27 protein-coding genes and 1 pseudogene are annotated in these 22,635 nt (G+C 60.8%); 9 read left to right on the forward strand and 19 right to left on the reverse strand.

The genetic code is table 11. The features are described 5' to 3' along the window. The 3 genes from NKJ90_RS13045 to ccoN are packed head-to-tail and all read right to left on the reverse strand — an operon-like array spanning position 1 to position 2,516. Complete coding sequence (locus tag NKJ90_RS13045) at positions 1-150, reverse strand: CcoQ/FixQ family Cbb3-type cytochrome c oxidase assembly chaperone (RefSeq protein ID WP_023759205.1); 150 nt, start codon at positions 148-150, stop codon at positions 1-3. Positions 151-162: 12 nt separating this feature from the next. Beyond that, positions 163-894, reverse strand: coding sequence for a cytochrome-c oxidase, cbb3-type subunit II (gene ccoO, locus NKJ90_RS13050; RefSeq protein ID WP_352486136.1), 732 nt, complete (start codon positions 892-894; stop codon positions 163-165). Positions 895-905: 11 nt separating this feature from the next. Further along, positions 906-2,516 (reverse strand): cytochrome-c oxidase, cbb3-type subunit I, encoded by a 1,611-nt coding sequence (ccoN, locus tag NKJ90_RS13055; RefSeq protein WP_023759204.1) that lies wholly within the window; start codon positions 2,514-2,516, stop codon positions 906-908. 252 nt (positions 2,517-2,768) lie between these two features. On the opposite strand from ccoN, the gene NKJ90_RS13060 reads away from it, so the two are divergent. Next, positions 2,769-3,185, forward strand: a complete 417-nt coding sequence (locus NKJ90_RS13060) for a hemerythrin domain-containing protein (RefSeq protein WP_023759203.1) — start codon at positions 2,769-2,771, stop codon at positions 3,183-3,185. On the opposite strand, the gene NKJ90_RS13065 is transcribed toward NKJ90_RS13060, so the two are convergent. Continuing rightward, entirely contained in the window at positions 3,182-3,910 is a 729-nt protein-coding gene (locus tag NKJ90_RS13065) for a Crp/Fnr family transcriptional regulator (protein WP_023759202.1), read from the reverse strand. The genes NKJ90_RS13060 and NKJ90_RS13065 overlap by 4 nt on opposite strands. 153 nt (positions 3,911-4,063) lie before the next feature. On the opposite strand from NKJ90_RS13065, the gene hemN reads away from it, so the two are divergent. After that, entirely contained in the window at positions 4,064-5,413 is a 1,350-nt protein-coding gene (gene hemN / locus NKJ90_RS13070) for an oxygen-independent coproporphyrinogen III oxidase (RefSeq protein ID WP_023759201.1), read from the forward strand. A gap of 14 nt (positions 5,414-5,427) precedes the next feature. Here hemN and NKJ90_RS13075 read toward each other — a convergent pair whose 3' ends face one another. From NKJ90_RS13075 to NKJ90_RS13095, 5 genes are all read right to left on the reverse strand, one after another. After that, on the reverse strand, positions 5,428-5,859 hold the full coding sequence (locus tag NKJ90_RS13075; RefSeq protein WP_023759200.1) for a potassium channel family protein: 432 nt from the start codon (positions 5,857-5,859) through the stop codon (positions 5,428-5,430). Positions 5,860-5,954: 95 nt separating this feature from the next. Then, positions 5,955-6,404 carry a group III truncated hemoglobin gene (locus tag NKJ90_RS13080; protein WP_023759199.1) on the reverse strand — a complete coding sequence of 150 codons (450 nt, stop codon included), beginning with the start codon at positions 6,402-6,404 and terminating at the stop codon, positions 5,955-5,957. Between the two features lie 20 nt (positions 6,405-6,424). Beyond that, entirely contained in the window at positions 6,425-7,294 is an 870-nt protein-coding gene (locus tag NKJ90_RS13085) for an SUMF1/EgtB/PvdO family nonheme iron enzyme (protein WP_023759198.1), read from the reverse strand. A 68-nt stretch (positions 7,295-7,362) separates the two neighbouring features. Further along, complete coding sequence (gene nirK / locus NKJ90_RS13090; protein ID WP_023759197.1) at positions 7,363-8,466, reverse strand: copper-containing nitrite reductase; 1,104 nt, start codon at positions 8,464-8,466, stop codon at positions 7,363-7,365. A gap of 237 nt (positions 8,467-8,703) precedes the next feature. Then, the gene (locus tag NKJ90_RS13095) at positions 8,704-9,150 is read right to left on the reverse strand and encodes a pseudoazurin (RefSeq protein ID WP_023759196.1); all 447 of its coding nucleotides are present in this window, start codon (positions 9,148-9,150) and stop codon (positions 8,704-8,706) included. 242 nt (positions 9,151-9,392) lie between these two features. On the opposite strand from NKJ90_RS13095, the gene NKJ90_RS13100 reads away from it, so the two are divergent. Continuing rightward, the gene (locus NKJ90_RS13100) at positions 9,393-10,097 is read left to right on the forward strand and encodes a Crp/Fnr family transcriptional regulator (protein ID WP_023759195.1); all 705 of its coding nucleotides are present in this window, start codon (positions 9,393-9,395) and stop codon (positions 10,095-10,097) included. A gap of 2 nt (positions 10,098-10,099) precedes the next feature. Here the strand turns inward: NKJ90_RS13100 and NKJ90_RS13105 are convergent, their stop codons facing one another. The 4 genes and pseudogenes from NKJ90_RS13105 to NKJ90_RS13120 all read right to left on the reverse strand — a co-directional run bounded on the left by NKJ90_RS13105 (position 10,100) and on the right by NKJ90_RS13120 (position 13,382). After that, complete coding sequence (locus NKJ90_RS13105; protein WP_023759194.1) at positions 10,100-10,309, reverse strand: DUF1858 domain-containing protein; 210 nt, start codon at positions 10,307-10,309, stop codon at positions 10,100-10,102. A 93-nt stretch (positions 10,310-10,402) separates the two neighbouring features. After that, positions 10,403-10,721, reverse strand: a pseudogene (locus NKJ90_RS13110) (DUF779 domain-containing protein). Between the two features lie 29 nt (positions 10,722-10,750). Further along, a complete protein-coding gene (gene adh, locus NKJ90_RS13115) occupies positions 10,751-12,268 on the reverse strand; it encodes an aldehyde dehydrogenase (protein ID WP_023759193.1) in 1,518 nt (505 codons plus the stop codon). 145 nt (positions 12,269-12,413) lie between these two features. Further along, positions 12,414-13,382, reverse strand: a complete 969-nt coding sequence (locus NKJ90_RS13120) for a helix-turn-helix domain-containing protein (RefSeq protein ID WP_023759192.1) — start codon at positions 13,380-13,382, stop codon at positions 12,414-12,416. Between the two features lie 557 nt (positions 13,383-13,939). Here NKJ90_RS13120 and dusA point away from each other — a divergent pair. Then, positions 13,940-14,929, forward strand: coding sequence for a tRNA dihydrouridine(20/20a) synthase DusA (gene dusA / locus NKJ90_RS13125; protein WP_031260175.1), 990 nt, complete (start codon positions 13,940-13,942; stop codon positions 14,927-14,929). A gap of 16 nt (positions 14,930-14,945) precedes the next feature. Here dusA and NKJ90_RS13130 read toward each other — a convergent pair whose 3' ends face one another. Together NKJ90_RS13130 and NKJ90_RS13135 are read right to left on the reverse strand one after the other, a co-directional pair. Further along, positions 14,946-15,650: a TIGR02281 family clan AA aspartic protease gene (locus tag NKJ90_RS13130; RefSeq protein ID WP_023759190.1), complete on the reverse strand. Its 705-nt coding sequence runs from the start codon at positions 15,648-15,650 to the stop codon at positions 14,946-14,948. Positions 15,651-15,657: 7 nt separating this feature from the next. Further along, entirely contained in the window at positions 15,658-15,891 is a 234-nt protein-coding gene (locus NKJ90_RS13135) for a DUF1289 domain-containing protein (protein WP_031260174.1), read from the reverse strand. A gap of 197 nt (positions 15,892-16,088) precedes the next feature. On the opposite strand from NKJ90_RS13135, the gene NKJ90_RS13140 reads away from it, so the two are divergent. Beyond that, the gene (locus tag NKJ90_RS13140; RefSeq protein ID WP_023759188.1) at positions 16,089-17,087 is read left to right on the forward strand and encodes a nicotinate-nucleotide--dimethylbenzimidazole phosphoribosyltransferase; all 999 of its coding nucleotides are present in this window, start codon (positions 16,089-16,091) and stop codon (positions 17,085-17,087) included. Positions 17,088-17,099: 12 nt separating this feature from the next. On the opposite strand, the gene NKJ90_RS13145 is transcribed toward NKJ90_RS13140, so the two are convergent. Together NKJ90_RS13145 and NKJ90_RS13150 are read right to left on the reverse strand one after the other, a co-directional pair. Then, positions 17,100-17,630, reverse strand: a complete 531-nt coding sequence (locus NKJ90_RS13145; protein WP_031260173.1) for a GNAT family N-acetyltransferase — start codon at positions 17,628-17,630, stop codon at positions 17,100-17,102. Between the two features lie 48 nt (positions 17,631-17,678). Continuing rightward, entirely contained in the window at positions 17,679-19,199 is a 1,521-nt protein-coding gene (locus NKJ90_RS13150) for a sensor histidine kinase (protein ID WP_023759186.1), read from the reverse strand. A gap of 74 nt (positions 19,200-19,273) precedes the next feature. Here NKJ90_RS13150 and NKJ90_RS13155 point away from each other — a divergent pair, with 74 nt between their 5' ends. Genes NKJ90_RS13155 through NKJ90_RS13165 form a run of 3 tightly spaced genes read left to right on the forward strand, consistent with a single transcriptional unit; the run spans position 19,274 to position 21,169 of the window. After that, the gene (locus NKJ90_RS13155) at positions 19,274-19,894 is read left to right on the forward strand and encodes a thermonuclease family protein (protein WP_023759185.1); all 621 of its coding nucleotides are present in this window, start codon (positions 19,274-19,276) and stop codon (positions 19,892-19,894) included. A 43-nt stretch (positions 19,895-19,937) separates the two neighbouring features. Further along, on the forward strand, positions 19,938-20,549 hold the full coding sequence (locus tag NKJ90_RS13160; protein WP_023759184.1) for a glutathione S-transferase: 612 nt from the start codon (positions 19,938-19,940) through the stop codon (positions 20,547-20,549). Next, positions 20,489-21,169 carry a uracil-DNA glycosylase family protein gene (locus NKJ90_RS13165; protein ID WP_032907430.1) on the forward strand — a complete coding sequence of 227 codons (681 nt, stop codon included), beginning with the start codon at positions 20,489-20,491 and terminating at the stop codon, positions 21,167-21,169. Before NKJ90_RS13160 ends, NKJ90_RS13165 begins: the two co-directional genes overlap by 61 nt. Here the strand turns inward: NKJ90_RS13165 and NKJ90_RS13170 are convergent. Beyond that, positions 21,154-21,318 (reverse strand): hypothetical protein, encoded by a 165-nt coding sequence (locus NKJ90_RS13170; protein WP_156938537.1) that lies wholly within the window; start codon positions 21,316-21,318, stop codon positions 21,154-21,156. The genes NKJ90_RS13165 and NKJ90_RS13170 overlap by 16 nt on opposite strands. Before the next feature lie 53 nt (positions 21,319-21,371). Here NKJ90_RS13170 and NKJ90_RS13175 point away from each other — a divergent pair, with 53 nt between their 5' ends. Continuing rightward, a complete protein-coding gene (locus NKJ90_RS13175; protein WP_023759182.1) occupies positions 21,372-21,863 on the forward strand; it encodes an Lrp/AsnC family transcriptional regulator in 492 nt (163 codons plus the stop codon). A 26-nt stretch (positions 21,864-21,889) separates the two neighbouring features. Here NKJ90_RS13175 and NKJ90_RS13180 read toward each other — a convergent pair whose 3' ends face one another. Beyond that, a complete protein-coding gene (locus NKJ90_RS13180; protein ID WP_023759181.1) occupies positions 21,890-22,456 on the reverse strand; it encodes a DUF3299 domain-containing protein in 567 nt (188 codons plus the stop codon). Positions 22,457-22,635: the final 179 nt, after the last annotated feature.

The raw sequence follows: 22,635 nt of genomic DNA on the forward strand, positions 1-22,635 counted from the left end.
TCACTCGTCCTCAAGGGGAATCCGGGCAGCTTCGTCGGCAAGCTTGCGGCTGCCGGGGCGTAGGGCAAAGGCGATCGCGCCGACAAAGAAAAGGGCCATGGCGACCAGCCCCCAGCTGTCGGCGAACTCTCGCATCAAATTGTAATCCATGGATAAAACTCCTCAGCGGTAGCCGGCGGCTTCGTCATAATTCTTGAAATCGACCAGCGTGCCGAGCATCTGCAGGTAGGCGACCAGCGCGTCCATCTCCGTCACCTGTTGCGGGTTGCCGTCGAAGTCGCCGGTCTTGGCTTTTGGGTAGCGGGCCTCGAGGCCGGAGGTGTCGGCGTTGGGATCGGACTGCGCCATCAAATCGGCGTTCGCGTGTGCGACCATGTCATCGCTGTAGGGGACGCCGACATACCTGTTGGCGACCAGGTGCGTCGAGAAGTCCTTCACCTTGATCGGCGTGTCTTTCAGGAACGCATAGCTCGGCATGATCGATTCAGGCACCACGGAACGAGGGTCCGTGAGGTGCTCGACATGCCAAAGATTGGAGTAGCGGTCGCCAACCCGGGCGAGGTCCGGACCGGTACGCTTCGATCCCCACTGGAAGGGATGGTCATACATCGACTCGGCCGCCAGGCTGTAATGCCCATAGCGCTCGACCTCGTCACGGAACGGGCGGATCATCTGGCTATGGCAGAGATAGCATCCCTCACGCACATAGATGTTGCGCCCGACGAGCTCGAGCGGCGAGTAGGGCCGCATGCCTTCGACCTTCTCGATCGTATTGTCGAGGTAGAAGAGAGGTGCGATCTCGACGATGCCACCCACGGTGACGACGAGAAGTGAACCTACGAGAAGAAGCGTGGCGTTCTTCTCGATCAGCGCGTGTTTGTCCATCAAGCCCATTTTCTGGCTCCTTATTCGGCAGGCTGAAGGGCGGGAACGGAGCCGGGCATCGGCTCTTCCTCGCGCTGGTATCCAAGGATGGTCATGGCGATATTCCAGGCCATGATCAGGGCGCCGGAGAGGTACATGGCTCCACCGATTGCGCGCATCACATAGTAGGGGTGCATGGCGGCGACCGTTTCGGCGAAGGAGTAGACCAGGAAGCCCTGCTCGTCGTATTCGCGCCACATCAGGCCCTGCATGATGCCCGACACCCACATGACCGAGGCGTAGACGACGATCCCGAGTGTCGCCAGCCAGAAGTGCCAGGTGACCAGCCGCAGCGAATAGAGACGGTTACGGTTCCAGAGCTTCGGCACCATGTAATAGAGCGCGCCGAACGAGATCATGCCGACCCAGCCGAGTGCGCCCGAATGGACGTGTCCGATTGTCCAGTCGGTATAATGCGACAGCGAGTTGACCGCCTTGATCGACATCATCGGACCTTCGAAGGTCGACATTCCGTAGAAGGCAATGGCCATCACCATCATGCGGATGATCGGATCGGTGCGTAGCTTGTCCCAGGCGCCCGACAGCGTCATCAGGCCGTTGATCATGCCGCCCCATGACGGCATCCACAGCATGATCGAAAACACCATGCCGAGCGTCTGCGCCCAATCGGGCAGGGCGGTGTAGTGCAGGTGATGCGGTCCGGCCCAGATGTAGAGAAAGATGATTGCCCAGAAATGGACGATCGACAGGCGGTAGGAATAGACCGGCCTGTTTGCCTGCTTGGGCACGAAATAATACATCATGCCTAGGAAGCCGGCGGTCAGGAAGAAGCCAACGGCATTGTGGCCGTACCACCATTGCGTCAGGGCGTCCTGGACCCCGGAAAAGGCGGAGTAGCTCTTGGATCCCAGGAATGAGGCCGGCATCGACAGGTTGTTGACCACATGCAGCATCGCGATGGTGACGATGAAGGAGAGGTAAAACCAGTTGGCGACGTAGATATGCGGCTCCTTGCGTTTCAGGATCGTGCCCAGGAACAGGATCAGATAGGCGACCCAGACGATGGTCAGCCAGATATCCACATACCATTCGGGCTCGGCGTATTCGCGGCTCTCGGTGATGCCGAGCAGGTAGCCGGTCGCGGCCATAACGATGAAGAGCTGGTAGCCCCAAAACACGAACCAACCGAGATCGCCGCCGAATAGGCGGGCGCGGCAGGTGCGCTGGACGACATAGAGGGACGTGCAGAGCAGCGCATTGCCGCCGAAGGCGAAGACGACGCCCGACGTATGCAATGGCCGCAGACGGCCGAAGTTGAACCAGGGCTGAATGTTGAGATCGGGGTAGGCAAGCTGCAACGCAATGACGACGCCGACCAGCATACCGACGACACCCCAAAACATGGTGGCGATGGCGCCATAGCGGATTGGCCCATCCATATAGGCGGACGGGTCGATCGGAGCGGCGACCTTGAAATTCGTGTTGCGGATGAGGATGGCGACAAAGCCGAGCAGCACAAAAAACAGCACCCACATATGCTGCCGGAATGGCTCGTCCGCACCGAACCCGGCTGCCACAAGAGCCCCGAATGTGAACAGGCCCAAAGCGAAGATTTGCGTGCCGAACTTCATGACCTGTCCCCGACCTCCGATACCGATGCGCGGACGCCAATCCGCTTGACACCAATTCAGCAGTCGCGTTGTCGCCGCCTTGATCCATGTCAAAGCCATTTGTTTTTGGATTGGGCAGCGTTGCTCGCGCAAACGATCAGGAGACTGTTATTGAACAGGGAGAGGGAGCCGGGATCGACGCTGTTCGAAACGAGCCGCGACGGCTCGATACTGACAGTTCGATCTGACAGAGAAGCGGTCCCGGCGACGCTGATGAAACGTGCGCATCAGGAAAAGCTGCAGCTCTGCGATGCCTTGGAAAGAATAGCCGACACCCTGCCCAGGGTCGACTGCCTGTCATGTCTGGCTGCAGCCAATGCGATCGTTCCGCTATTACGCAACGTTCACCAATACGAAGAGACGGTCATCTTTCCGGTCTACGAGGCTGCTTCGACCAGCAGCGATGCCAACCGTGCTTCAATTCGTCGATTGCGTGCCGAACATGTCGAGGACGAATGCTTTGCCGGCGAGGTGACTGAAATCCTGCTGGCCATCGGCCATGGCGAGACAGTCGAGAATGCCGAGGCTATCGGCTTCATGTTGCGTGGCTTCTTCGAAGGCTTGCGCCGGCATATCGCCTTCGAACGCGAGCACGTCCTGCCGCTGATCGGGGTCGTCGATGCCGGTTAGGCGCCGGAGCGGCGTTCCAGCCGGCTCATGTTCTCCACAGTCACGTGCCGGTTGTTGTCGATCCGAATTACGCTGTCTGTTCGCAGCCTGGTCAGTTGGCGGCTGACCGTCTCGATCGTCAAGCCGAGGAAATCGGCGATGTCGGCGCGTGTCAGCGGCAGGTCAAAGCTTGTCGACTCGGCCGCCGCGTCAACTGCGGGATCGATATTTTTGGCGATCATCAGGAGAAAGCTCGCCACCTTTTCCGATGCACTCTTGCGCCCCAGCGTCACCATCCAGTCGCGTGCTTCGTCCAGTTCATTGAGCGTCTGCTTGAAGAGACGATGCTCGAGCTCTGGCGATTCCTTCATCATGCGCTCGATGGCGGCCTTCGGAAACGAACACAAGGAAACGGTGGTTGCGGCCTCGGCGTTGATCGCACTTTCCGCCTTGAAGGGCCTGCCCAGGAAATCGGGAGCGAACTGCAGGCCAACAATCTGCTGGCGTCCATCCGAAAGGCTCTTGGTGAGCTTCACCACGCCGGAAAGCACATTGGAATAGCAGTCGACGGTCTCTGCGTCACCGATCAACTCCATGCCCGGTTTGACCTGTTGTTTGGACGAGGTCTTGGCGAGCCCCACCAATTGCTCGGGATCGAGTGCGCCGCAAACGCCGCGATGCCGTGCCTCGCACGACTGGCAAAGCACTGGAATGCCGGCACTGTGAACGTCCTGGCGCACCGTCATCTTGATCGTCCAATGGGTTCCATGTGCCGGCAACGTAGCATCGGCGGAGAAAAAAGCCTTGCGGCAGTTTGTCTGCGAGGCCTTGACCGAAATCAAGGCCGCCGGCGACCAAAGTGACCAGTGTCGCGCATGCAAAGAGGATCGGATAGCGACATGCGGCCAGAATTCGTTGCCAGGCTCGGTGAGAACGTTCCACGCTATACCAGCTACCCGACCGCGCCGCATTTCCATCCAGGCGTTGATGCCGCCGTTTGTCGTGGCTGGATGCAGGCACTCGACAGCGGTGACGAGATCTCGCTCTATTTGCACATTCCCTACTGCGATAAGCTTTGCTGGTTCTGTGCCTGCCATACGAAGCAGACCCGCCACTATGAACCGGTGAGGATCTATCTCCGCTCACTGCATGCCGAGATCGTCACAGTCGCCAGTCTTGTCGCAGGCAAAGGTCGCGTGCGGGCAGTTCATTTCGGCGGTGGTTCGCCGACGATGCTCAAGCCAGACGACATGGTTGCGCTGGCAACCGTCTTGCGTAACAGCTTCGATTTTCTTCCCGACGCCAAGATCAGCGTCGAAATCGAACCCAATGATATGGACGAAGCACGCCTTGATGCGCTCGCCGAAATAGGCATGACGCGAGCGAGTCTCGGCGTGCAGGATTTCGAACCGAAAGTGCAGAAAGCGATCAACCGCGAGCAAAGCTTCCTGCAGACCAAGGCGGTCGTCGACGGCGTTCGTTCGCGCGGCGTCGAATCGGTCAATCTGGACCTGCTTTACGGGTTGCCGCATCAGACCAGGGAGAGTGTCTGTTCCACCGTGGCGCAGGCGCTGACTCTGGAACCGGACAGAATGGCACTCTTCGGCTACGCGCATGTGCCCTGGTTCAAGAAACACCAAACGATGATCGACGAGGCGTGGCTGCCCGGTCCCGCGGAGCGGTTTGCTCAATCGCAGCTGGCGGCACGGGTGATCGTGGACCGGGGATACGAAGCAATCGGCCTCGACCATTTCGCCAAACCGGGCGATGCCCTGGCGCTTGCAGCCCGCGCAGGAACTCTGCGCCGGAACTTTCAGGGCTACACGGAGGATCGCTGCGAAACATTGATCGGGCTCGGGCCGTCATCAATCAGCCAGTTTCGGCAGGGCTATGCACAGAACATGCCTTCGACCAGCGAATATGCACGCCTGGTTGAAGCGGGAGGGCTGTCCGCTGTGCGGGGTATCGAGCTTTCCGACGACGACCGCGTACGCGGCTGGGTAATCGAGCGGCTGATGTGTGACTTCGCCTTCTCGGCGATCGAGTTGGTTGAGCGCTTCGGCCAAGCCGGCCAAAGCCTTCTCAGCAAGGCAAGTACAACAGCCCTCCATGATCCTGCGCGGTTGCTCGAGCTTGATGGCGACAGTTTCGTCGTGCCGGCGGAAAGTCGCCCCTTTGTCAGAAGCATCGCGGCGAAGTTCGATAAATATTTCGAAGCCGGCAAAGCCAAGCATTCGGCCGCGGTCTGAATTATCGCCTTGGGTCAGAAATGCTCGCCGGCCTTGAACGGACCGATGCGGGTGCCTGCCGCAATAAGATAGGCGGTCGACCAGCCGATAAGCAGGAATCCGTTCACGCCCTCGAGCGCCGCCAGGACACGCCACTCGTGAGCGGGCACGATGTCGCCATAACCGACGGTCGAAAAGGTAATGGTCGAAAAATACAGTGCGGTTTCGAAATCGGCGAAGATATCAAGCAGCCTGTATAACCCCGCCCAGAGCCAGACCTCCGCGGTCATGACGGCAAAGAGCCCCATCACCACGCTGATCATTGCGACGATACGGCTGCGGCGTCCGTGCATACGAAATCTGGCGACCAGGTGCCCCATCGCATGGGTAACGGCCATCAGGCCAAAAGTGTGAACCAGGACCGTCAGGCTTATGACGATCGTGCCGACGAAGAGATTGAGAGCCATGCAAGGAAATTACGAATTCCGAGGACAATTTCCTTGCGCAAAATCAAACCCGGCACTGGCCTTTGAAGTGCCGGCCCTGTTTCGCCAAAACCAGCCTATTGGCTGCCGTCGGTCGCGGCGGGGGTGAGGCGAAAGAACATCGCGAGCTTCAAGCTTGTCGCTATCCGTTCGGCGCGATCGACAAACACCGCCGCCGTTTCGGGGGCAAAGAGGTCGGCTGCCGTCCGGCCGAACAGGGCCAGCCAGATCTCGAAGTCGTCCTCGGTAACATCCTTGAGCTTGAGGTGCGCCGGCACCGGCCGTCCGTGATAGTCGCCGCTTTTCAGGATGACCGAACTCCAGAAGTCCGTCATTTTCTCCAGGTGGGGCTCCCAGTCGCCGGTGATCTCGCGTGCGAAAATCGGCCCGAGCCGCTCGTTGCTCCTGATCTTGGCATAGAACTCGCGGACTAGTTTTCCAATTGACCCCCGATCGACGCCAGCATGGTCCAAAGGCTGTTCCGCGACGGGGCGCGCCCGATCTGTCAAAGCTGATTTCGATGTCATCATGACTCTTGTCTATGTTGTCAGGATAATCCGAGGCGCCGAAGGGTAGCTTGCACAAGACTGGGCCGATCGCGGACCAGCCGGAAACCCAGATTGTCGGGCGGGGTTCCAACCGCGCAGCCGCCGCTCTTGCCGTCGCGGATGAAGTTCGACATGTAAGTGCGGTGGAAGCCTTCCACAACATGCACTCCGCAATTGTCTATCGAACTCACAACGCCCACGCCGTCGCTGGCCATGGTTGCATGGATGTAGCACGTCGACGTCCATTCCCAGATGTTGCCGGCAACGTCCGCCACTCCCTTGGAGTTGATACCAAAGTCCCCCTGGACCCTTGGTTCAGGATCCGGCTTGCGTCCGAGCGCCGTTTCGATGCGGTATTGAGCGAGCCAGCGCAGCGCCGGGTTGTTCGGGTCGCTTTCATCACTCTCTATGTCGCCCCGGAACCGTTCGCCGGCGGCATACGCCCACTCGACGTCCGTCGGCAGCCGCCATGTCTCGCCCGTGCGGGCTGAAAGCCACGTCGCATAGGCTTCGGCATCGATGTGGCTGACGCCTGTGACCGGAACGTTGCCGATCTTGCGCGGGTCGGCCAGCTTGCAGGCGCCGTCCGCCACGCAGTGCTCATAGTCGGACAGGCTCACCTGGTATTTCATGATCTCCAGTGGAGCATTGATGGACTCCCGCGCGACAGGCGCCGCGACGGAGTGGTTCTTCTGGAGGAATTCGCCCGGCTGTGGATGATCGAAACTGCCGGGCCCGAGGACCACCACGTCGCTCATGGCTACCGGTGGCGGGACCTCCAAGGAATTGTCGAGCGCATGGTTCATGCCGAGACCTATCAGCGCGGCAGCTCCAATTGTTCCGAAGGTGAAGACAGGATCGAAGGACATGGCATCAAGTCCGCCGCGAGTGCAACCCTTCGGCTTTGCCGGGGTTGCACCGAGGATCGGATCTCCGTCTACGAGGCAATTGCCTTGGGCGCTTCGACCTGCATCATCAGATCGTCGTCCCAGGTTCCTTCGACCGTGAAGTGCGCGGTCGCTCCGAGTTCGACTGCCTCGATCAGATTGTGGTTTACATAGGCATAGATGCCCGGCTGCAGGAAGGTGTAGAGTGCCGAACCTGCCGACCCGCCACGGATGAACCATGTTTCCAGATCCTTGGACGGCGGGTTCGCGAATTTGCCCTGTTCCCAGACATAATCGCCATGACCGCCGATCAGGTGAGGTCGGGTATCGCGATTGGCCTGGGAATGGACGATCAGAACGGTTTCGCCGACCTTGGCCTTCATGGCGTTCGCGCCGGTCAGCGATCCTGCCTTGCCGTTGAACACGACATGGGTCGGGATCAGCCCGCGCATGACCTTGACGGTGTCGTCGTAATTGTCGCCGGCCGAGTCGTACTTCTTGAATTTCCCCTGCTCGTCGCGCGGGATGTAGAAGTCGTTTTCGCCGATGTAGTAGATGTGGTCATAGCGGATAGGGTCGCCCTTGTCGTTCTTGAGGCCGTCCCGAGGCAATATCATCACCGCACCGCTCATCCCCGACACGACGTGCCACGGGATCATCGCGCCGCCGGGCGCGCAATGGTAGACGAACGTGCCGGTGCGGGTGGCCTTGAAGCGCAGCGTGACTTGCTCGCCGGGATTGATCAGCGTCAGCCCGCCGCCGCCGAGAGCCCCGGTAGCTGCGTGAAAGTCGATGTTGTGGGCAAGCGTGTTCGTGTCGGGGTTGATTAGCGTGAGCTCGATATAGTCGTCTTGATGCACAACCATCAGAGGGCCGGGAATTGAGCCATTATAGGTCATGGCATTGAGCTGCGTTCCATCGGCATCGATGACGATCGGCTTTTCTTCGATCGTCATGGTGAATTCGACGACTTTTGGACCGCCCTTGGCCACCTGCTCGTGAGCGTGGACAAATGGCGGCGCCACCAGGGTGACCTTTTCGCGCGGCAATCCCGCGACTTCCTTCGAGCTCGCCACTGCCGGCATTGCGACAACGGCCGCGGCAGCGGCGGCGGTAAGGACAGATCCTAACAAAGCTTCGCGTCTCGTGAGCATTTCCATCTCCTTGGCTATCGCTACTTGATGGGCTCAGAATAAACTGCGCACTGGTCAAGTCTTTGCGTTAGCGCAAATCCAATGTCTTTCGCAGGTCTCTGGTTTAGGGATGCTGTGCAGCGAAGCGACGCCGCGGCGCGCAGTGCCAAATAAAACAGGCCGAACAGACCCTCCCCGATCCGTCCGGCCTCTGGCTCCGGAACATTGCGAACCGGAGCGGCATCCATGAAGAACGGGTCAGTTAGCAGTGACCTTGGTTGCTTCGGCGAACAGGTCGGCGAATACAGGTTTGGCTTTTCCGATCTGCTTGACGGCTTCCGCCGCTTCAAGATTGATGGGCTTGCCGACGACGATCAGCGCAACCATGCCCATGCCGTAGTGCGGGGCGCATTTGACACCGTAGACCCCTTCCTTGGTAAGGGTGACCGTTATTTCCTCACTGGCTTTCCCCTTGAACGGTTCAGCACCGTCCGGGATCATTCCCTTAATGATCTCGGCATTGTGGGACTTGTCGGTCGGCACGAACTTGATCGTGTCTCCAGGTACCGCCCGGATAAAGGCAGGCTGGAACACCATCGAGCCTTTCTCTCCCTTGTTCAGCATTTGGACCACGTGTTCTTCGGCATTTGCGGAGCCGGCTATGGTAAGCAGGGCGATGGCCGCGGCAATCAGAGGCAGTTTCATAGGGAAGTCCTTTCTTGAGTTCGTCACGGCGTCGACCGTGCTCCTTTCTAAGCCGCCGGACGATTTGGCGATTTGCGCTGGCGCAAACTCTTGAGCAAAAAAAGCGCTTGGGTTCCCATGCGGCGTCGCCCATGCACGTCACAATGCACGTGCCCCCTTGCCGCCCGCCTGTCGGCATGGGAACACTCTCTACCAGACCGGTTGGGTGCCTTGCAGATAGTCGGATTCGGGAGGGGACAGAGTTGGCTAACCTCGATCGCTCGCTGATTGCCGGGCTTTTTGCCTTTGAGGGCGTGGCCGTCACGGATCTCGACCGCATAGTCGGACAGGCCAGATCGCTCCGGATTGCCAAGGACCAACCTGTATTCGAGCAGGAGCAGGAAGCACATTCCTTTTTCCTGCTGCTCGACGGACATGTGCGCGTCGTGAGATCGATGCCTGACGGCCGGGAGGTAATTGTGCGCTACATCAGTCCGGGTGAGTTGATGGGTATCGCCCATGCGCTGGGCCGCACCACCTATCCGGCAAATGCGATCGCTGCCGTCGATTGCGTGGCTCTTGCCTGGCCAAGCCAGCTATGGCCGACATTCGCAATGGATTTCCCGAGCTTCAGCGCCAACACTTACAAGACCGTCGGCAGCAGGTTGCAGGACGCTCATACCCGGGTCATCGAGATGTCGACCGAGCAGGTGGATCAGCGCGTCGCCCACGCCCTGCTCAAGCTGGTCAAGCAGACGGGCAGGAAGACCGAGGAAGGGATTCTGATCGACTTCCCGATCTCACGCCAGGACATCGCCGAGATGACGGGAACGACGCTCCATACGGTGAGCCGGCTGCTCTCGGCATGGGAAGAGCAGGGATTGGTCAAAAGCGGGCGCCAGAAGGTGACCGTGGTCGAACCTCACCGGCTCCTGCTGATCGCGGAAGGCCGCGTAGAGAAAAGCTAGCCTCAGTCGGTGTTTTCGATCGCGGCCTGCAAATCGCTGCTGAGTTGCTCCTCGTTCAGATGATGCTCCCGTGCCGCGTCGGAAACGGTGTGGAATGAAGCGATCGGGCAGCCGACGCAAAGCATGCCGTGCTGGAGCACGACGCGGATGGCCGCTGGAAAATCGTGCATTATTTCGTCCATAGTGGCGTCGTCGGTGAGTTTGCGTTTCATGACGCTTTGCCCGCGTTTGCAAGCGGACATGTTGCATCGGCTTTGCGAGATGCTCGTTGCGCCAGGACAAACAGCAAGCAGCCCGATGCACAATCACATCGGAACGGCGCAGATAGTCGACCGCGTCAGGAACCGCTTCTCCCGTCCATTGTCGAGCGAGAACATGCCGCCGCGGCCAGGCACAACGTCGATGATGAGATGCTTCCAGGCCGCGAATTGCGGCGAGCCGATATAGAAGGGCGCATTGCCGATCGCACATAGGCGAAGAGCCGTCACAGCAGCCGCCGGATTGATGAAACAGCACCGGGCCGTGGTCGGCGACGATTTCGGCGATCAGTTCAAGGGTTGCCGGTGTCGCGGTGGACCTTCGCTCGCATGTTGATTTCCGATTTCCTTTGGCGCGGCCCGTCACGGAGCCGCGCCAGTGAGTCAAAGCGGCGATCAGAAGAAGCCGAGCTTTTTCGGGCTATAGCTAACCAGCATGTTCTTGGTCTGCTGGTAGTGATCGAGCATCATCTTGTGCGTCTCGCGACCGATGCCGGACTGCTTGTAGCCGCCAAAGGCCGCATGCGCGGGATAGGCGTGGTAGCAGTTGGTCCAGACCCGGCCGGCCTGGATCGCGCGGCCGAACCGGTAGGCGCGGTTGCTGTCACGGGTCCAGACACCGGCGCCGAGGCCGTAGAGCGTGTCGTTGGCAATTGCCAGCGCTTCGTCGTCATCCTTGAAGGTGGTGACCGAAACCACCGGCCCGAATATCTCTTCCTGGAAGATGCGCATCTTGTTGTGACCTTTGAACACCGTCGGCTTGACGTAGTAGCCGCCGGCCAGATCACCAGGCAGAACATTGCGCTCGCCGCCGGTCAGTAGTTCGGCGCCTTCTTGGCGGCCGATGTCGATGTAGGACAGGATCTTTTCCAACTGCTCGGACGAGGCCTGGGCACCGATCATCGTTGCCGGATCGAGCGGATCGCCCTGCACGATCGCCTCGACGCGCTTGAGGGCACGTTCCATGAAGATATCGTAGATCGATTCATGGATGAGCGCGCGGCTTGGACAGGTGCAGACTTCGCCCTGGTTCAGCGCGAACATGACGAAGCCTTCGATCGCCTTGTCGAAGAAGTCGTCATCTTCGGCGACAACGTCCTTGAAGAAGATGTTGGGCGACTTGCCACCCAGTTCGAGCGTGACGGGGATCAGGTTCTGGCTGGCATATTGCATGATCAGCCGGCCCGTCGTGGTCTCGCCGGTAAAGGCGATCTTGGCAATACGCGGCGAGGACGCGAGCGGCTTGCCGGCCTCGAGGCCGAAGCCGTTGACGATGTTGAGCACGCCCGGAGGCAGCAGGTCGCCGACAAGATCGGCCCACAGCAAGATGGCGGCCGGTGTCTGCTCGGCAGGCTTCAGGATCACGCAGTTTCCGGCGGCAAGTGCAGGAGCAAGCTTCCAGCATGCCATCAGCAGCGGGAAGTTCCAGGGGATGATCTGGCCGACCACGCCGAGCGGCTCGTGGAAATGATAGGCAACTGTGTCGTCGTCGATCTGCGAAAGGCTGCCTTCTTGTCCGCGCACGGCGCCGGCGAAATAGCGGAAATGATCAATGGCGAGCGGCAGGTCGGCGGCAGTCGTTTCGCGGATCGGCTTGCCGTTGTCCCAGGTTTCGGCGCATGCGAGGAGATCGAGGTTCTCTTCCATACGGTCGGCGATGCGGTTGAGGATAAGCGAGCGCTCCGCCACACTGGTGCGCCCCCAGGCGTCCTTGGCGGCATGGGCCGCGTCCAGGGCCGCCTCGATGTCGTGGGCATCTGATCGCGCCACCTCGCACAGCAGCTGACCGTTCACCGGTGAGAAGTTCTCGAAGTAGCGACCGGAGTGCGGCTCGGCCCATTTGCCGCCGATGAAATTGCCGTAGCGCCTGTCGAAGGGCGCCTTTACGGGACGTGAAAATTCAACCTTGTTCATGTGTCTTCCTCCCGAAGCTGACGTCGCGGGTTGCGACGCTTGGAAAGAGACTTGCGATCTCCCATCGCCATTGTCACTGCGTCGGGGACGGTGCGCGGACGGGATGTGTCGCAGAATTGCGACACTCACGCGAGGATTCGAATGGTCAGTGAGACCTGTGGACGTCCAGGCGGTTGAGCTTGCGGTGAAGCGTCGCGCGGCTGATGCCGAGCGCCTGGGCCGCGGCCGAGACATTTCCGTCCGCCCGCGCCAGCGCCCGCTGCAGGACGCCACGCTCCGCCTCGGCGAGGACTTCGGGGCCGTCCTCGGCCCAGCCGAGCAGATCGGCTGCGGGCATTGGCTTGTCGAAACACCGTTGCGTAATTCCAAGCGCCAGGCGAGCCGAACGTGTCGCACCGACCACGAGGCCGTCGGCGTCAACGGCGATCAACGCGCCGGAACCCTTGTCGGGCACCGGCGCCAGAAGGATTCGTGCCTTGGGGAATGCCATCTTGAAGGTCTCCGCCTCGATCCGACGCGCGGCATCGACCACGGCCATCGAAATAAGATTGGCAAAGGCTTCAGTGAGGTCGGCCCGGCAGGAGGACACATCAAGCGCGGCTGCAAGCTCTCCCTGGTGATCGTAGATTGGAGCGGTGGTGCAACTCAGCCCGGTGTTGCGCGTATGAAAATGTTGGTCGCGGTGGATCGTCAGCGCACGCTGTTCAACCAGGCAAGTGCCGATACCATTGGTGCCTTGGCTTTCCTCGTTCCAGACTGAACCAGTCCACAGACCCCAGGAATGAAACGTCTCGTCATCCACGGGCGCGCCGCGCCGTTCGACCGGAACGCCGTCGCGATGGGCGAGCAGAACGCAGCATCCAACGCCGCCCACCGCAAGATAGAGCCGGTCCAGACTTGATTGAGCAGCCCGGACGAGTGGCTCGATATGTTGCCGGACCTCTCCCAATTCCGCCTCCGTCAGATAGCGTGGGGGGCTGCAATCGGTCGGATTGAGCCGATGCAAGCTGGAAGACCGTCGCCAGGAGGCGACCAGCGCGGACCTCGCCGCCGTGTCGGACGCGATCGCGGCCTGAATGCGGTCGGCATGATGACCGGATAGATCCTCGCCCATGCTTATCCTCCCAAAACCCCGACTGCTCCGTCACATCCCAAACCAGTGTCGCGCCAGGTTCCGCTTTCAATCAGCGCACTGTCAATTCGACGGAAGGAGCAGACAGGGGGAAGAACATCCTTCCATGTTCCCCTGTCTGTCAGCGACATTTAGCCAATCGACAGTCGTCTTCGCCGAAGCATTCTCTCGCATGCACCCCTCGGTCGATGCTCCCAAAGCCTAGCGACATGCACTGAGCATTCTTTGATCGAAAGCAAAGTCCGCGCGGATTTTACCGGCTCGTGGCCGGAGTAAGCTGAGCAGCACTTGTCGGCGCGATATTAAAAGCTGCCGCCTGCGGAAAGCCTTTCGGTGGCCCCGTGGGCGGATGGCTCTCGAGATCTCGCAAGCGGGCATGCAGCCACCCGTGCCCTATGTGCGCAGTGGAAACTTCGTGATAACCAGTGGCTTTCAGTTCCGGCGATGCAATCGTAAAATGCCCGACGTTTGGACGGGTGCCTTTTCCCACCCGATCGGGAATTGGACTGCACAAGATCAAAAAAGACAATGACTTTAGTATGATATACAGCAAACTTGCCATAGCCCCTATGATGGACTGGACGGACAGGCATTGCCGGTTCTTCCACCGCCAGCTGACGCGCCGTGCGCTGCTCTACACCGAGATGGTGGTGGCCGACGCAGTCATCCATGGTGCGCGTGAGCGACTTCTCGGCTTCGATGAGACGGAACATCCGGTTGCGTTGCAGCTCGGCGGCTCCGATCCGCAAAAGCTTGCCGAGGCGGCGCGCATCGGCGAAGCTTTTGGGTACGACGAGATCAACCTCAATGTCGGCTGCCCATCGGACCGTGTTCAGTCGGGTACGTTCGGCGCCTGCCTGATGAAAGTGCCTGACCTCGTCGCCGACTGCGTCGCTGCGATGAAAGCAGCGGTGACAATTCCCGTCACCGTCAAATGTCGCATTGGCGTCGACGAGCAGGACCCGGAGCCGGCACTCGACGCGCTGGCGGACGGCGTTTTCGATGCTGGCGCCGACGCGCTGTGGGTGCATGCGCGCAAGGCATGGCTCGAAGGGCTGAGCCCCAAGGAAAACCGCGACGTTCCGCCGCTCGACTATGACAGGGTCTATCGACTGAAGGCCAGAAACCAGAACAAATTCATTGGCATCAATGGCGGAATTCAGTCGATTGATGAGGCGCAGGCGCATCTCCGTCATGTCGACGGCGCTATGCTTGGCCGCGCCGCCTACCACTCGCCCGGCATTCTGGTCGGCGTGGACGCCGCCTTCTACGGCGCCAAGCCCGACACGTTCGATTTCGCCGCGCTGATCGACGTCATGGCCGACTATGCGGCACGTCATATCGAGCAGGGCGGGCGGCTTGGCCATGTCACACGTCACATGGTCGGGCTGTTCCACGGATTGCCGGGGGCGCGCCGCTACCGCCAGATCCTGTCCACCGAGGCGAACCGGCCCGGAGCCGGACCGGACGTGCTGAAGACGGCCTTTGCCGCTGTCGAGCTCAGTGGAGTGGAAGCCGAAGCGGCCTGAGTTTGAGAGCCGGAGCTCAATCCCTGAGGATCATGCGGTCGCCGCGCACATCGAAGCCCGACAGCGAGCCGATGAAATTCATGCCAAGCAGGCTCTGGCTCAGCATGCCGGGTGCGGCGATCATCACCGGCATGTCCTTGCGCGTGATGCCGCCGATCGCAATCTGATCGGTTCTCACGGCCGCGGCGCGTGCTACGCCGTTGGCGGTCGAAACTGAAATGGTGTAGTTGAGCGCCGCTGGATTGAATCCGGCGGCTTGCGCGTCTTCCGACGTCAGCACGGTGCTGGTCGCGCCGGTATCGACTATCGCTCGAACCGGGTTGCCGTTGACCAGGATACGCGCTTCGAAATGGCCGTTGTCCGCCTTGTCGAGCGTCACCGTGGCGTGACCGTCTTCGACGCCGAGCGCCAGCGGGCTGCCGGGGACCAGGCCTGCCGTCACGCGGCTGGCGACATCCTGCAGTTCATAGCGGTATTGATAGCCGGCGATCAGCGCGAGCACGATGGCCGCCCAGGCGCCGAGGTTGCGGGCCATGGCGCCCAACGGCCGGCCCGAGCGAAGCAGGCCGGCGCCGATCAGGACGCCGAAAGCGCCAAGCCAGATCAGCCGGCTGAAATCGTAGTTCTCGACGCCGAGCGTACTGCCGGCAGAATCGTTGAGCATGAGCAGGACTGCTCCCACCCCGATCGCTGCCATCAGGATCCAGAAAAGCCGGCTCATTAGCACCTCACGAAAGCGCGTCGCGTTCGCGCGCCATGCGGCTGCGGCGCGTTTCCCGGCGCGGTCGGCGCTCGATCGTTTCCAGCCGGGCCGGCAATTCGGCCATGACGCTGCGGCGCGTTTCCGGAGTCATCCCGATCCAGGCACCGATTTCCTCACGCGTGCGACCGCACCCGAAACAGAAGCCGGTTTTCATGTCGATCGAACAGACCAGGATGCACGGGGATTCGATGGCCGTCATGACTTTCTCTTGAGGTTTCCATCCGGAATCCTCGTTCCATCTCCACATGGTGCAACCGCAGAGCCAATGCAAGCCCTTGCGATGGCGCCCTTGGCGGCCAGCTTTGCGACAAATTCAGGACCATGATCCAGGAGGTTGTGCCGACGACGCAAGGCGGCTATGCCGCTCTCCTACTCCAGGGAATGATCGCCAACGAGATGACCAGCGCGCTGCCTTTCGACGATTTTCGCAACCTGTTGGCCAATCTGCCGGCGGCCGACACGACAGCCGGGGCCCGCGTGCGCACGCTGTTCGCCAAGGCCGACAAACCAGGCAATTCGCTCGGCCGAATCGAGGACATCGCCGCGTGGCTGGCCGCCTGGAGCGGGCGGGCTCCGCCAGCCGTCACAAGACCGCTGATGGCGGTCTTTGCCGGCAATCACGGCGCCACACGCCACGGCATTTCGCCACGCCCGGTGGCGGCGACCGCCAACGCGGTCGAACTTTGCGCGGCCGGAGGTGCTGCGATCAACCAGATCTGCATTGCCAACGATCTCGGGCTGAAGGTCTTCGATCTTGCCCTGCACATTCCGACCGCAGATATCACCTGTCACGCCGCGCTCGACGAGCGCGGCTGCGCCGCCACCATGGCTTTCGGCATGGAAGCGATCGCCGGCGGTACCGATCTTCTGTGCCTAGGTGATCTCGGCGTCGGCAACTCCACGGTCGCTGCTGCTCTGTTTGCGGCGCTGTTCGGGGGCAGGGGGATCGACTGGGCCGGCCCGGGGTCGGGCGCCGATGCGACAATGCAGGCGCGCAAGGCAGACGTGGTCGATGCGGCGCTGGCCTTTCACAGTGGCCATCTCGTCGACCCGCTCGAGGTGCTGCGCCGGGTCGGCGGCCGTGAGTTTGCTGCGATTGCCGGCGCCATCCTTGCCGCGCGCATGCAGAAGATCCCAGTGCTGCTCGAAGGGCTTGCCGCAACGGCCGCCGCAGCGGTGTTGCAAGCCGCCAATTCCGCCGCGCTCGACCATTGCCTGCTTGCCAGCCTGTCGCCAGAACCCGCACACGCCCGGGCTGCTCAACGCCTCGGCCTGCGCCCGTTGCTTGATCTTGGCATCAGTCATGGCGAAGGGGCAGGGGCCGCCCTTGCCGCGGGTCTGGTCAAAGCCGCCGCGCTGACCAGTTCGGGTATGGCTGCAGCGGTACGCGGCTAGAGACTTGACCTATTAGCGCCGAAAAGTGGGGATGCGGTAGACGACTGCCGCATATTTTGGGTTGGAGCGGCTGCCGATTATTACGCCGCCAAGGCGTTCCGCGACCTTTCTGCTGGCCACGTTGCTTTCGGCAACTGGATATTCGAAGCAATCCGGACCGAGTATCTCGGAGGCCCACCCGGCAACAGCAGCAATTGCCTCTCTGCCAATGCCGTTTCCTTGAGCGTCTTCTCTAATCCAGATGCCGAGCTCTGGACATGCGGTCTTCGCCGCATGAAGACCGACAAGTCCCAGACAGCGATTGTTTGCCAATGCCCGCACAACGAAGTGCAAGTCCGATCCGTCATGGATTGGCGCCAGCCAGGATTGCCATACCTCGGCAAAGGCCACGAGTGATTGAGGTGGCTCCCACTGCATAAAACGGGTGATGGCAGCGGTGATGGCGGCAAAGAGGTCCTCGGCATCGTCGGCTGTAAACAGCTTCAAGCGAAGGCGCTCAGAGTTGATCTCGATGCCTCCGGCATGCCAGTCACCTGCTGCCATTGTGGAGTGCCATCCTTCTTCTGACCGTCGGCCGAGGTCGACGGTTGCTTATCGCCGCCGAGCTGCTACCGCCGCAGTCGGCAGCGCCGGCAATTCTTCCATTACCCGGCTCAGCGGGAAGATGGCTATCGCCTCTGTCCCTTCGCGCAGCCTGGAATGAAGTTCGAACTCGCCACCATGCATGGCGAGCAGCCCTTGCACGATCGGAAGGCCAAGGCCGGTTCCCTGTTCGGCGCTCTTGATGGCGATCGAGCCCTGGCCGAACGCGGAAAGCACAATCGGAATCTCGTCTTCCGGTATGCCTGGCCCATTGTCCTTGATCGAAATGTACTGCCCGCCGCCCGCCGTCCAGCCGACGCGGACACGAATCTCGCCTCCGGTGCCGGTGAACTTGATGGCATTCGACAGAAGGTTGAGCGCGATCTGCCTCACCGCCCGCTCATCGGCGAACAAGCGTGGCAATTCATGCTCGAAATCCTGGACGATGCGTATATCCTTATTGCGCGCCCTCAGCTCCATCATGTGGCAGCAATCCTCGACGATACCGAGCAGCATCACGGGCTCTTCATTGAGCTGGTAGCGGCCAGCCTCGATGCGCGACAGGTCGAGGATCTCATTGATCAGGTCGAGCAGATGCTGGCCGGATTCGTGCACGTCGTGGGCGTAGTCGCGATAGGTGGGGTTGCTCATCGGTCCCAGCACCTCGTTCGACATCACCTCGGAAAAACCGAGAATGGCATTGAGCGGTGTGCGCAGTTCATGGCTCATCGAGGCGAGGAACCGTGATTTCGCCAGATTGGCATCTTCGGCCCGCCGCCGCGCCTCGTCCGACATCGATTTCGCCGTCTCCAGTTCGGCGATCAGCGCGTCCTTTTCGGAGCGGAACGACAACAACATCAGGGACGAGCGGTTGAGGTGACGGGCGACATAGGCGAAGAAGGGCAGTGACACGACCAGCAGCCCGGCCATGATTACCTCGATCGGGATCCATAGCTTGACGCCGCCATAGGCGTAGAGCGCCACCGGGACGGCAAACGTCGCCAACAGCGCTCCGCCCAGGGACGAGGTCATCACCGCGGTCGCCGCCATGGCGAACAACAGCACCACGGCCTTGACGACGTGGAACGGGTCGACCGCGCAGACGCTGCAGCCAAGCCGGACGAACCATGCCCAGCCGAGGCCGCACAGGAAATGGCCGATCAGGAATTCCCGTCGTGTTTGCAAAGGGTTGAGCTCGGAAGCTTCAGTGCGCTCGATGCGCCGCGCCATGAAGGCGACGATGGTGTAGCAGGTCAGCATGAACAGGGCCCAGAGGCCGATCTCGTTGCCGACGCCGGCCAGCCGGCTACCCGCCGCGATCACCAGAACGAGAAGCGGGACGGCGATTGCGCCGCTGGTCATCGCCCGGGCGTGGAGTTTCAGAAGTTCGCGATCGAAATCGGGATTGCCCGCCTGCTGCGAAAGACGGTCACGCGTCTTGCGCACCGCGCGTGCCACATCGCTGTTGCGATGAGGTTTCCTGCGGTCCACAATGAACTTGTCCGCTGTGTTCGAGCGTTGCAAGGGCATCAAAACTTCAATTATGCGAGCAGCGGTTTCAAAGTGTTAAGCTACGTTCGAATGATTAACCAACCGTTTGCCATATGAGCCGTTCATGGTCGCCAAGGCGGCGCCGACCATACTTTGCGCGACCCCGAAGCCTGTGGCGCCGGCTGGTCGATTACGGGCTTACCGCCATCATTCTCGGGCTGTTGATCCTGCTGGCGGCCCGCCTCGACCGCGTGGAGACCCGCAAGACGGAAGGTGCGGCTATCGTCAATGACGGCGATTCGATCACGCTCGGTGTCGAGCGCATCCGTATGCGCGGCATCGATGCTCCGGAATATACGCAGACCTGCCGCAGGAACGGCTCCGACTATCCCTGCGGCACGCTTGCGCGCCAGTCGCTGGTGCGCCTGATCGGCGGCCAGCCCGTCTCCTGTACCGGCTGGCAGCGTGACCGCTATGGCCGGCTTCTCGGCAACTGCAACGCCGGCGGCAAGGACCTCAACCGGGCGCAGGTCGAGGCGGGTTGGGCGGTTGCCTATGGCGACTTCGAGAGCGAGGAAGCCACGGCCCGTGCGGGAAAGGCCGGCATCTGGGCCGGAACGTTCGAACAGCCGCAGGACTGGCGCGATAGCCATCACGGCCAAGTCGTCGAGAGAAAGCATGGCGCACTGGCATCGATTGGCGACGCCGCGCGCGAGATTTTTCGTTTCTGGTGATCCGCATCGTGTAATTGGACCGCGAACGAATGGGAGGATGGAGATGAAGCTCTTCGACGGTGGCCGGGCGCCCAATCCACGACGGGTCCGCGTTTTCCTCGCCGAGAAAGGCATCACGGTTCCGAAGGTAGCCGTCGACATGGGTGCTCTCGAGCACAGACAACAGGCGATCAGCTCTCGCAACCCTTTGCAACGCCTGCCGGTGCTGGAGCTCGACGACGGCACCATCATCACCGAATCCGTCGCCATCTGCCGCTATTTCGAGGAACTGCATCCCGAACCAGCCCTGTTCGGCCGTGGCGCACTCGGCAAGGCGCTGGTCGAGATGTGGCAGCGACGGATGGAGTTCAACTTGCTCAGCTGCGTCACGCAGGCGTTTCGCCACATCCATCCGGCGATGAAGGAATGGGAAATCCCGCAGATCCCGGAATGGGGCGAGGCCAACAAGCCGAAGGCCGTGCAGTTCCTCAAACTGTTGGATATTGAATTGGGCAATCGAGAATTCATCGCCGGTGACAGCTATTCGATCGCCGATATCACCGGCCTGATCGCCGTCGATTTCATGAAGCCGGCACGCATCAAGGTACCGGATGAATGCACAAATGTGCTGCGTTGGCACCAAGCCGTCTCCAGTCGTCCGAGCGCATCAGCCTGAAAATGACTGTCGAACTCGACAGCCTCACTGCCAAGATTCGCGCCTGCCGCATCTGCGCGGAAAACCCTGTCGGCAAGCCGTTGCCGCACGAACCGCGTCCGGTGCTGCGACCCTCGTCCAGCGCCCGCATCCTGATCGCCAGCCAGGCGCCGGGGACCAAGGTGCATCTGTCGGGCATGCCGTTCACCGATGCTTCCGGCGACCGCCTGCGCAGCTGGCTGGGCGTGACAAGCGATGAATTCTACGACATCGAAAAGTTCGCCATCGTGCCGATGGGCTTCTGCTTTCCCGGCCAGGATGCCAAGGGCGGAGACCTGCCGCCACGGCGTGAATGCGCACCGGCCTGGCGCACGCCCTTGATGGCTCTGATGCCACGGATCGACCTGGTGCTGACGATCGGCATCTATGCACAGTCCTGGCACATGAGTGCCGAGCGCCGGCCCTCATTGACGCAAACAGTGATGGACTGGCGCGCGCTCTGGGAGAATTCCGTCGGCCCGAAAGTGCTGCCGCTGCCCCATCCGTCGTGGCGAAACACCGGCTGGCTCAAGAGGAATCCCTGGTTTGAAATGGATTTGCTGCCTTTCCTGCGGTCGGAAATCCGCTATCGCCTTGGTTGACCTTTCAGCAAGAAATCACTCGCTTTTTGCCCGATCGGCAGAATTTCTTTCTTGTGAAAGGTCGAAATAAGGGGGAGTATAGCCAAACTATTCCCAAAGCGCGTCGCGCCGGAGGGCACGCGACGCGCTTTGAGTTTTTGTTTACGCATGTCGCTATCCCAAACCGCTACCACTTTGGGCGACACGCACCAGGGAGCACGCAATGGATCGCCTCGATAGAAAAATTCTCCGCCTGTTGCAGGAGGACGCGACACTCGCGGTCGCCGATGTCGCCAAGAAAGTCGGGCTGTCGACGACGCCTTGCTGGCGGCGCATCCAGAAGCTCGAGGAAGAGGGCGTCATCAAGCGGCGCGTCGCCATTCTCGACCATGAAAAGATCAATGTGCGCGTCACCGTCTTCGTGTCGATCCGCACCAATTCGCATAGCCATGAGTGGCTGAGGCGCTTCTCGGAAGTCATCCAGGAGTTTCCCGAAGTGGTCGAGTTCTACCGGATGAGCGGCGACGTCGATTATCTCTTGCGCGTCGTGGTTCCGGACATCGCTGCCTATGACGCGTTCTACAAACGGCTGATCGCCAAGATCGAGATTCGCGACGTGTCGTCGTCCTTCGCCATGGAGCAGATCAAGTACACCACGGAAATCCCGCTTGACTACATGGTGCTGGACAAGGAGTCGGGCGCCAACGCTGCCTGAGCTGACCTTGCGCAAGGTTTTCCCGCTTAGTCTTTCTTTTTGTTGAGGAAACTCCAGGGAGAATTTACTGGCAGCGTGACTGTGTCCGGCACGCTGTCGGCAGCGGCGACCTCTGCCTTGCGGACGCTGTAGCCCGACTGGATGACGCTGACGCCGTCGAGAATGAACAGCTGGCTCTTCTCCATCTCCGGCTTCAGCGCACCGGTGACAGCGACCGGCTGATAAGCTTCCGACATCTTGTAGGGGTGAGCAGGTGTGACCAGTACGATCTGGTTGGGCGGTGGCGTCGGCATGTGGCTGCATGCGCCAGCCCACGGCACCAGCAGGAACTGATAGACAAGGTCGCCGTCGCGATCGACGGGCAATGCATAGCCGGCCAACTGAATGCTTTTGTCCTGCAGATCGAGGGATAGCGTCTCGCCGTGGTCCGGCAATTTTGCCGCGATCATCGGCAACCCGACGTTTTCAGCGGCCGCTTGCGCAGCAGGGCGCAGATCCTTCCAGAATATGTGCGCGGTCTCCGCCGAGGCATCGCCGATGGAAACAGCAAATGCCGCAGCCAGGACCGCAACTGATTTGAGGCGATTGTTCATGGACTCCATTCTTCGCCAAGCTGCTGCCCGCATCGAGTCAAACCGTCGTGATTCGAGCGCATTTTTGCAGATCCCGGATCGCGCTGCGCCATCAATCCACATTCTCGCTCGCAATTCGATCGCCTTTGTGGGGTAGCGCTATCGGGGCCTTGCCAGCGACCTCGCGGGAAACGGGACAC

The organism is Mesorhizobium sp. M0051 (assembly GCF_040323235.1).
Lineage (GTDB): Bacteria > Pseudomonadota > Alphaproteobacteria > Rhizobiales > Rhizobiaceae > Mesorhizobium.

What these genes read in the sequence shown, in the direction of transcription:
- NKJ90_RS13045 (WP_023759205.1), bottom strand. Translation starts at nt 150, where the DNA reads ATGGATTACAATTTGATGCGAGAGTTCGCCGACAGCTGGGGGCTGGTC.
- ccoO (WP_352486136.1), bottom strand. Translation starts at nt 894, where the DNA reads ATGGGCTTGATGGACAAACACGCGCTGATCGAGAAGAACGCCACGCTT.
- ccoN (WP_023759204.1), bottom strand. Translation starts at nt 2,516, where the DNA reads ATGAAGTTCGGCACGCAAATCTTCGCTTTGGGCCTGTTCACATTCGGG.
- NKJ90_RS13060 (WP_023759203.1), top strand. Translation starts at nt 2,769, where the DNA reads ATGAAACGTGCGCATCAGGAAAAGCTGCAGCTCTGCGATGCCTTGGAA.
- NKJ90_RS13065 (WP_023759202.1), bottom strand. Translation starts at nt 3,910, where the DNA reads ATGACGGTGCGCCAGGACGTTCACAGTGCCGGCATTCCAGTGCTTTGC.
- hemN (WP_023759201.1), top strand. Translation starts at nt 4,064, where the DNA reads ATGCGGCCAGAATTCGTTGCCAGGCTCGGTGAGAACGTTCCACGCTAT.
- NKJ90_RS13075 (WP_023759200.1), bottom strand. Translation starts at nt 5,859, where the DNA reads ATGGCTCTCAATCTCTTCGTCGGCACGATCGTCATAAGCCTGACGGTC.
- NKJ90_RS13080 (WP_023759199.1), bottom strand. Translation starts at nt 6,404, where the DNA reads ATGACATCGAAATCAGCTTTGACAGATCGGGCGCGCCCCGTCGCGGAA.
- NKJ90_RS13085 (WP_023759198.1), bottom strand. Translation starts at nt 7,294, where the DNA reads ATGTCCTTCGATCCTGTCTTCACCTTCGGAACAATTGGAGCTGCCGCG.
- nirK (WP_023759197.1), bottom strand. Translation starts at nt 8,466, where the DNA reads ATGCTCACGAGACGCGAAGCTTTGTTAGGATCTGTCCTTACCGCCGCC.
- NKJ90_RS13095 (WP_023759196.1), bottom strand. Translation starts at nt 9,150, where the DNA reads ATGAAACTGCCTCTGATTGCCGCGGCCATCGCCCTGCTTACCATAGCC.
- NKJ90_RS13105 (WP_023759194.1), bottom strand. Translation starts at nt 10,309, where the DNA reads ATGAAACGCAAACTCACCGACGACGCCACTATGGACGAAATAATGCAC.
- adh (WP_023759193.1), bottom strand. Translation starts at nt 12,268, where the DNA reads ATGAACAAGGTTGAATTTTCACGTCCCGTAAAGGCGCCCTTCGACAGG.
- NKJ90_RS13120 (WP_023759192.1), bottom strand. Translation starts at nt 13,382, where the DNA reads ATGGGCGAGGATCTATCCGGTCATCATGCCGACCGCATTCAGGCCGCG.
- dusA (WP_031260175.1), top strand. Translation starts at nt 13,940, where the DNA reads ATGATATACAGCAAACTTGCCATAGCCCCTATGATGGACTGGACGGAC.
- NKJ90_RS13130 (WP_023759190.1), bottom strand. Translation starts at nt 15,650, where the DNA reads ATGAGCCGGCTTTTCTGGATCCTGATGGCAGCGATCGGGGTGGGAGCA.
- NKJ90_RS13135 (WP_031260174.1), bottom strand. Translation starts at nt 15,891, where the DNA reads ATGACGGCCATCGAATCCCCGTGCATCCTGGTCTGTTCGATCGACATG.
- NKJ90_RS13140 (WP_023759188.1), top strand. Translation starts at nt 16,089, where the DNA reads ATGACCAGCGCGCTGCCTTTCGACGATTTTCGCAACCTGTTGGCCAAT.
- NKJ90_RS13145 (WP_031260173.1), bottom strand. Translation starts at nt 17,630, where the DNA reads ATGGCAGCAGGTGACTGGCATGCCGGAGGCATCGAGATCAACTCTGAG.
- NKJ90_RS13150 (WP_023759186.1), bottom strand. Translation starts at nt 19,199, where the DNA reads ATGCCCTTGCAACGCTCGAACACAGCGGACAAGTTCATTGTGGACCGC.
- NKJ90_RS13155 (WP_023759185.1), top strand. Translation starts at nt 19,274, where the DNA reads ATGAGCCGTTCATGGTCGCCAAGGCGGCGCCGACCATACTTTGCGCGA.
- NKJ90_RS13160 (WP_023759184.1), top strand. Translation starts at nt 19,938, where the DNA reads ATGAAGCTCTTCGACGGTGGCCGGGCGCCCAATCCACGACGGGTCCGC.
- NKJ90_RS13165 (WP_032907430.1), top strand. Translation starts at nt 20,489, where the DNA reads ATGCACAAATGTGCTGCGTTGGCACCAAGCCGTCTCCAGTCGTCCGAG.
- NKJ90_RS13170 (WP_156938537.1), bottom strand. Translation starts at nt 21,318, where the DNA reads ATGCGTAAACAAAAACTCAAAGCGCGTCGCGTGCCCTCCGGCGCGACG.
- NKJ90_RS13175 (WP_023759182.1), top strand. Translation starts at nt 21,372, where the DNA reads ATGGATCGCCTCGATAGAAAAATTCTCCGCCTGTTGCAGGAGGACGCG.
- NKJ90_RS13180 (WP_023759181.1), bottom strand. Translation starts at nt 22,456, where the DNA reads ATGAACAATCGCCTCAAATCAGTTGCGGTCCTGGCTGCGGCATTTGCT.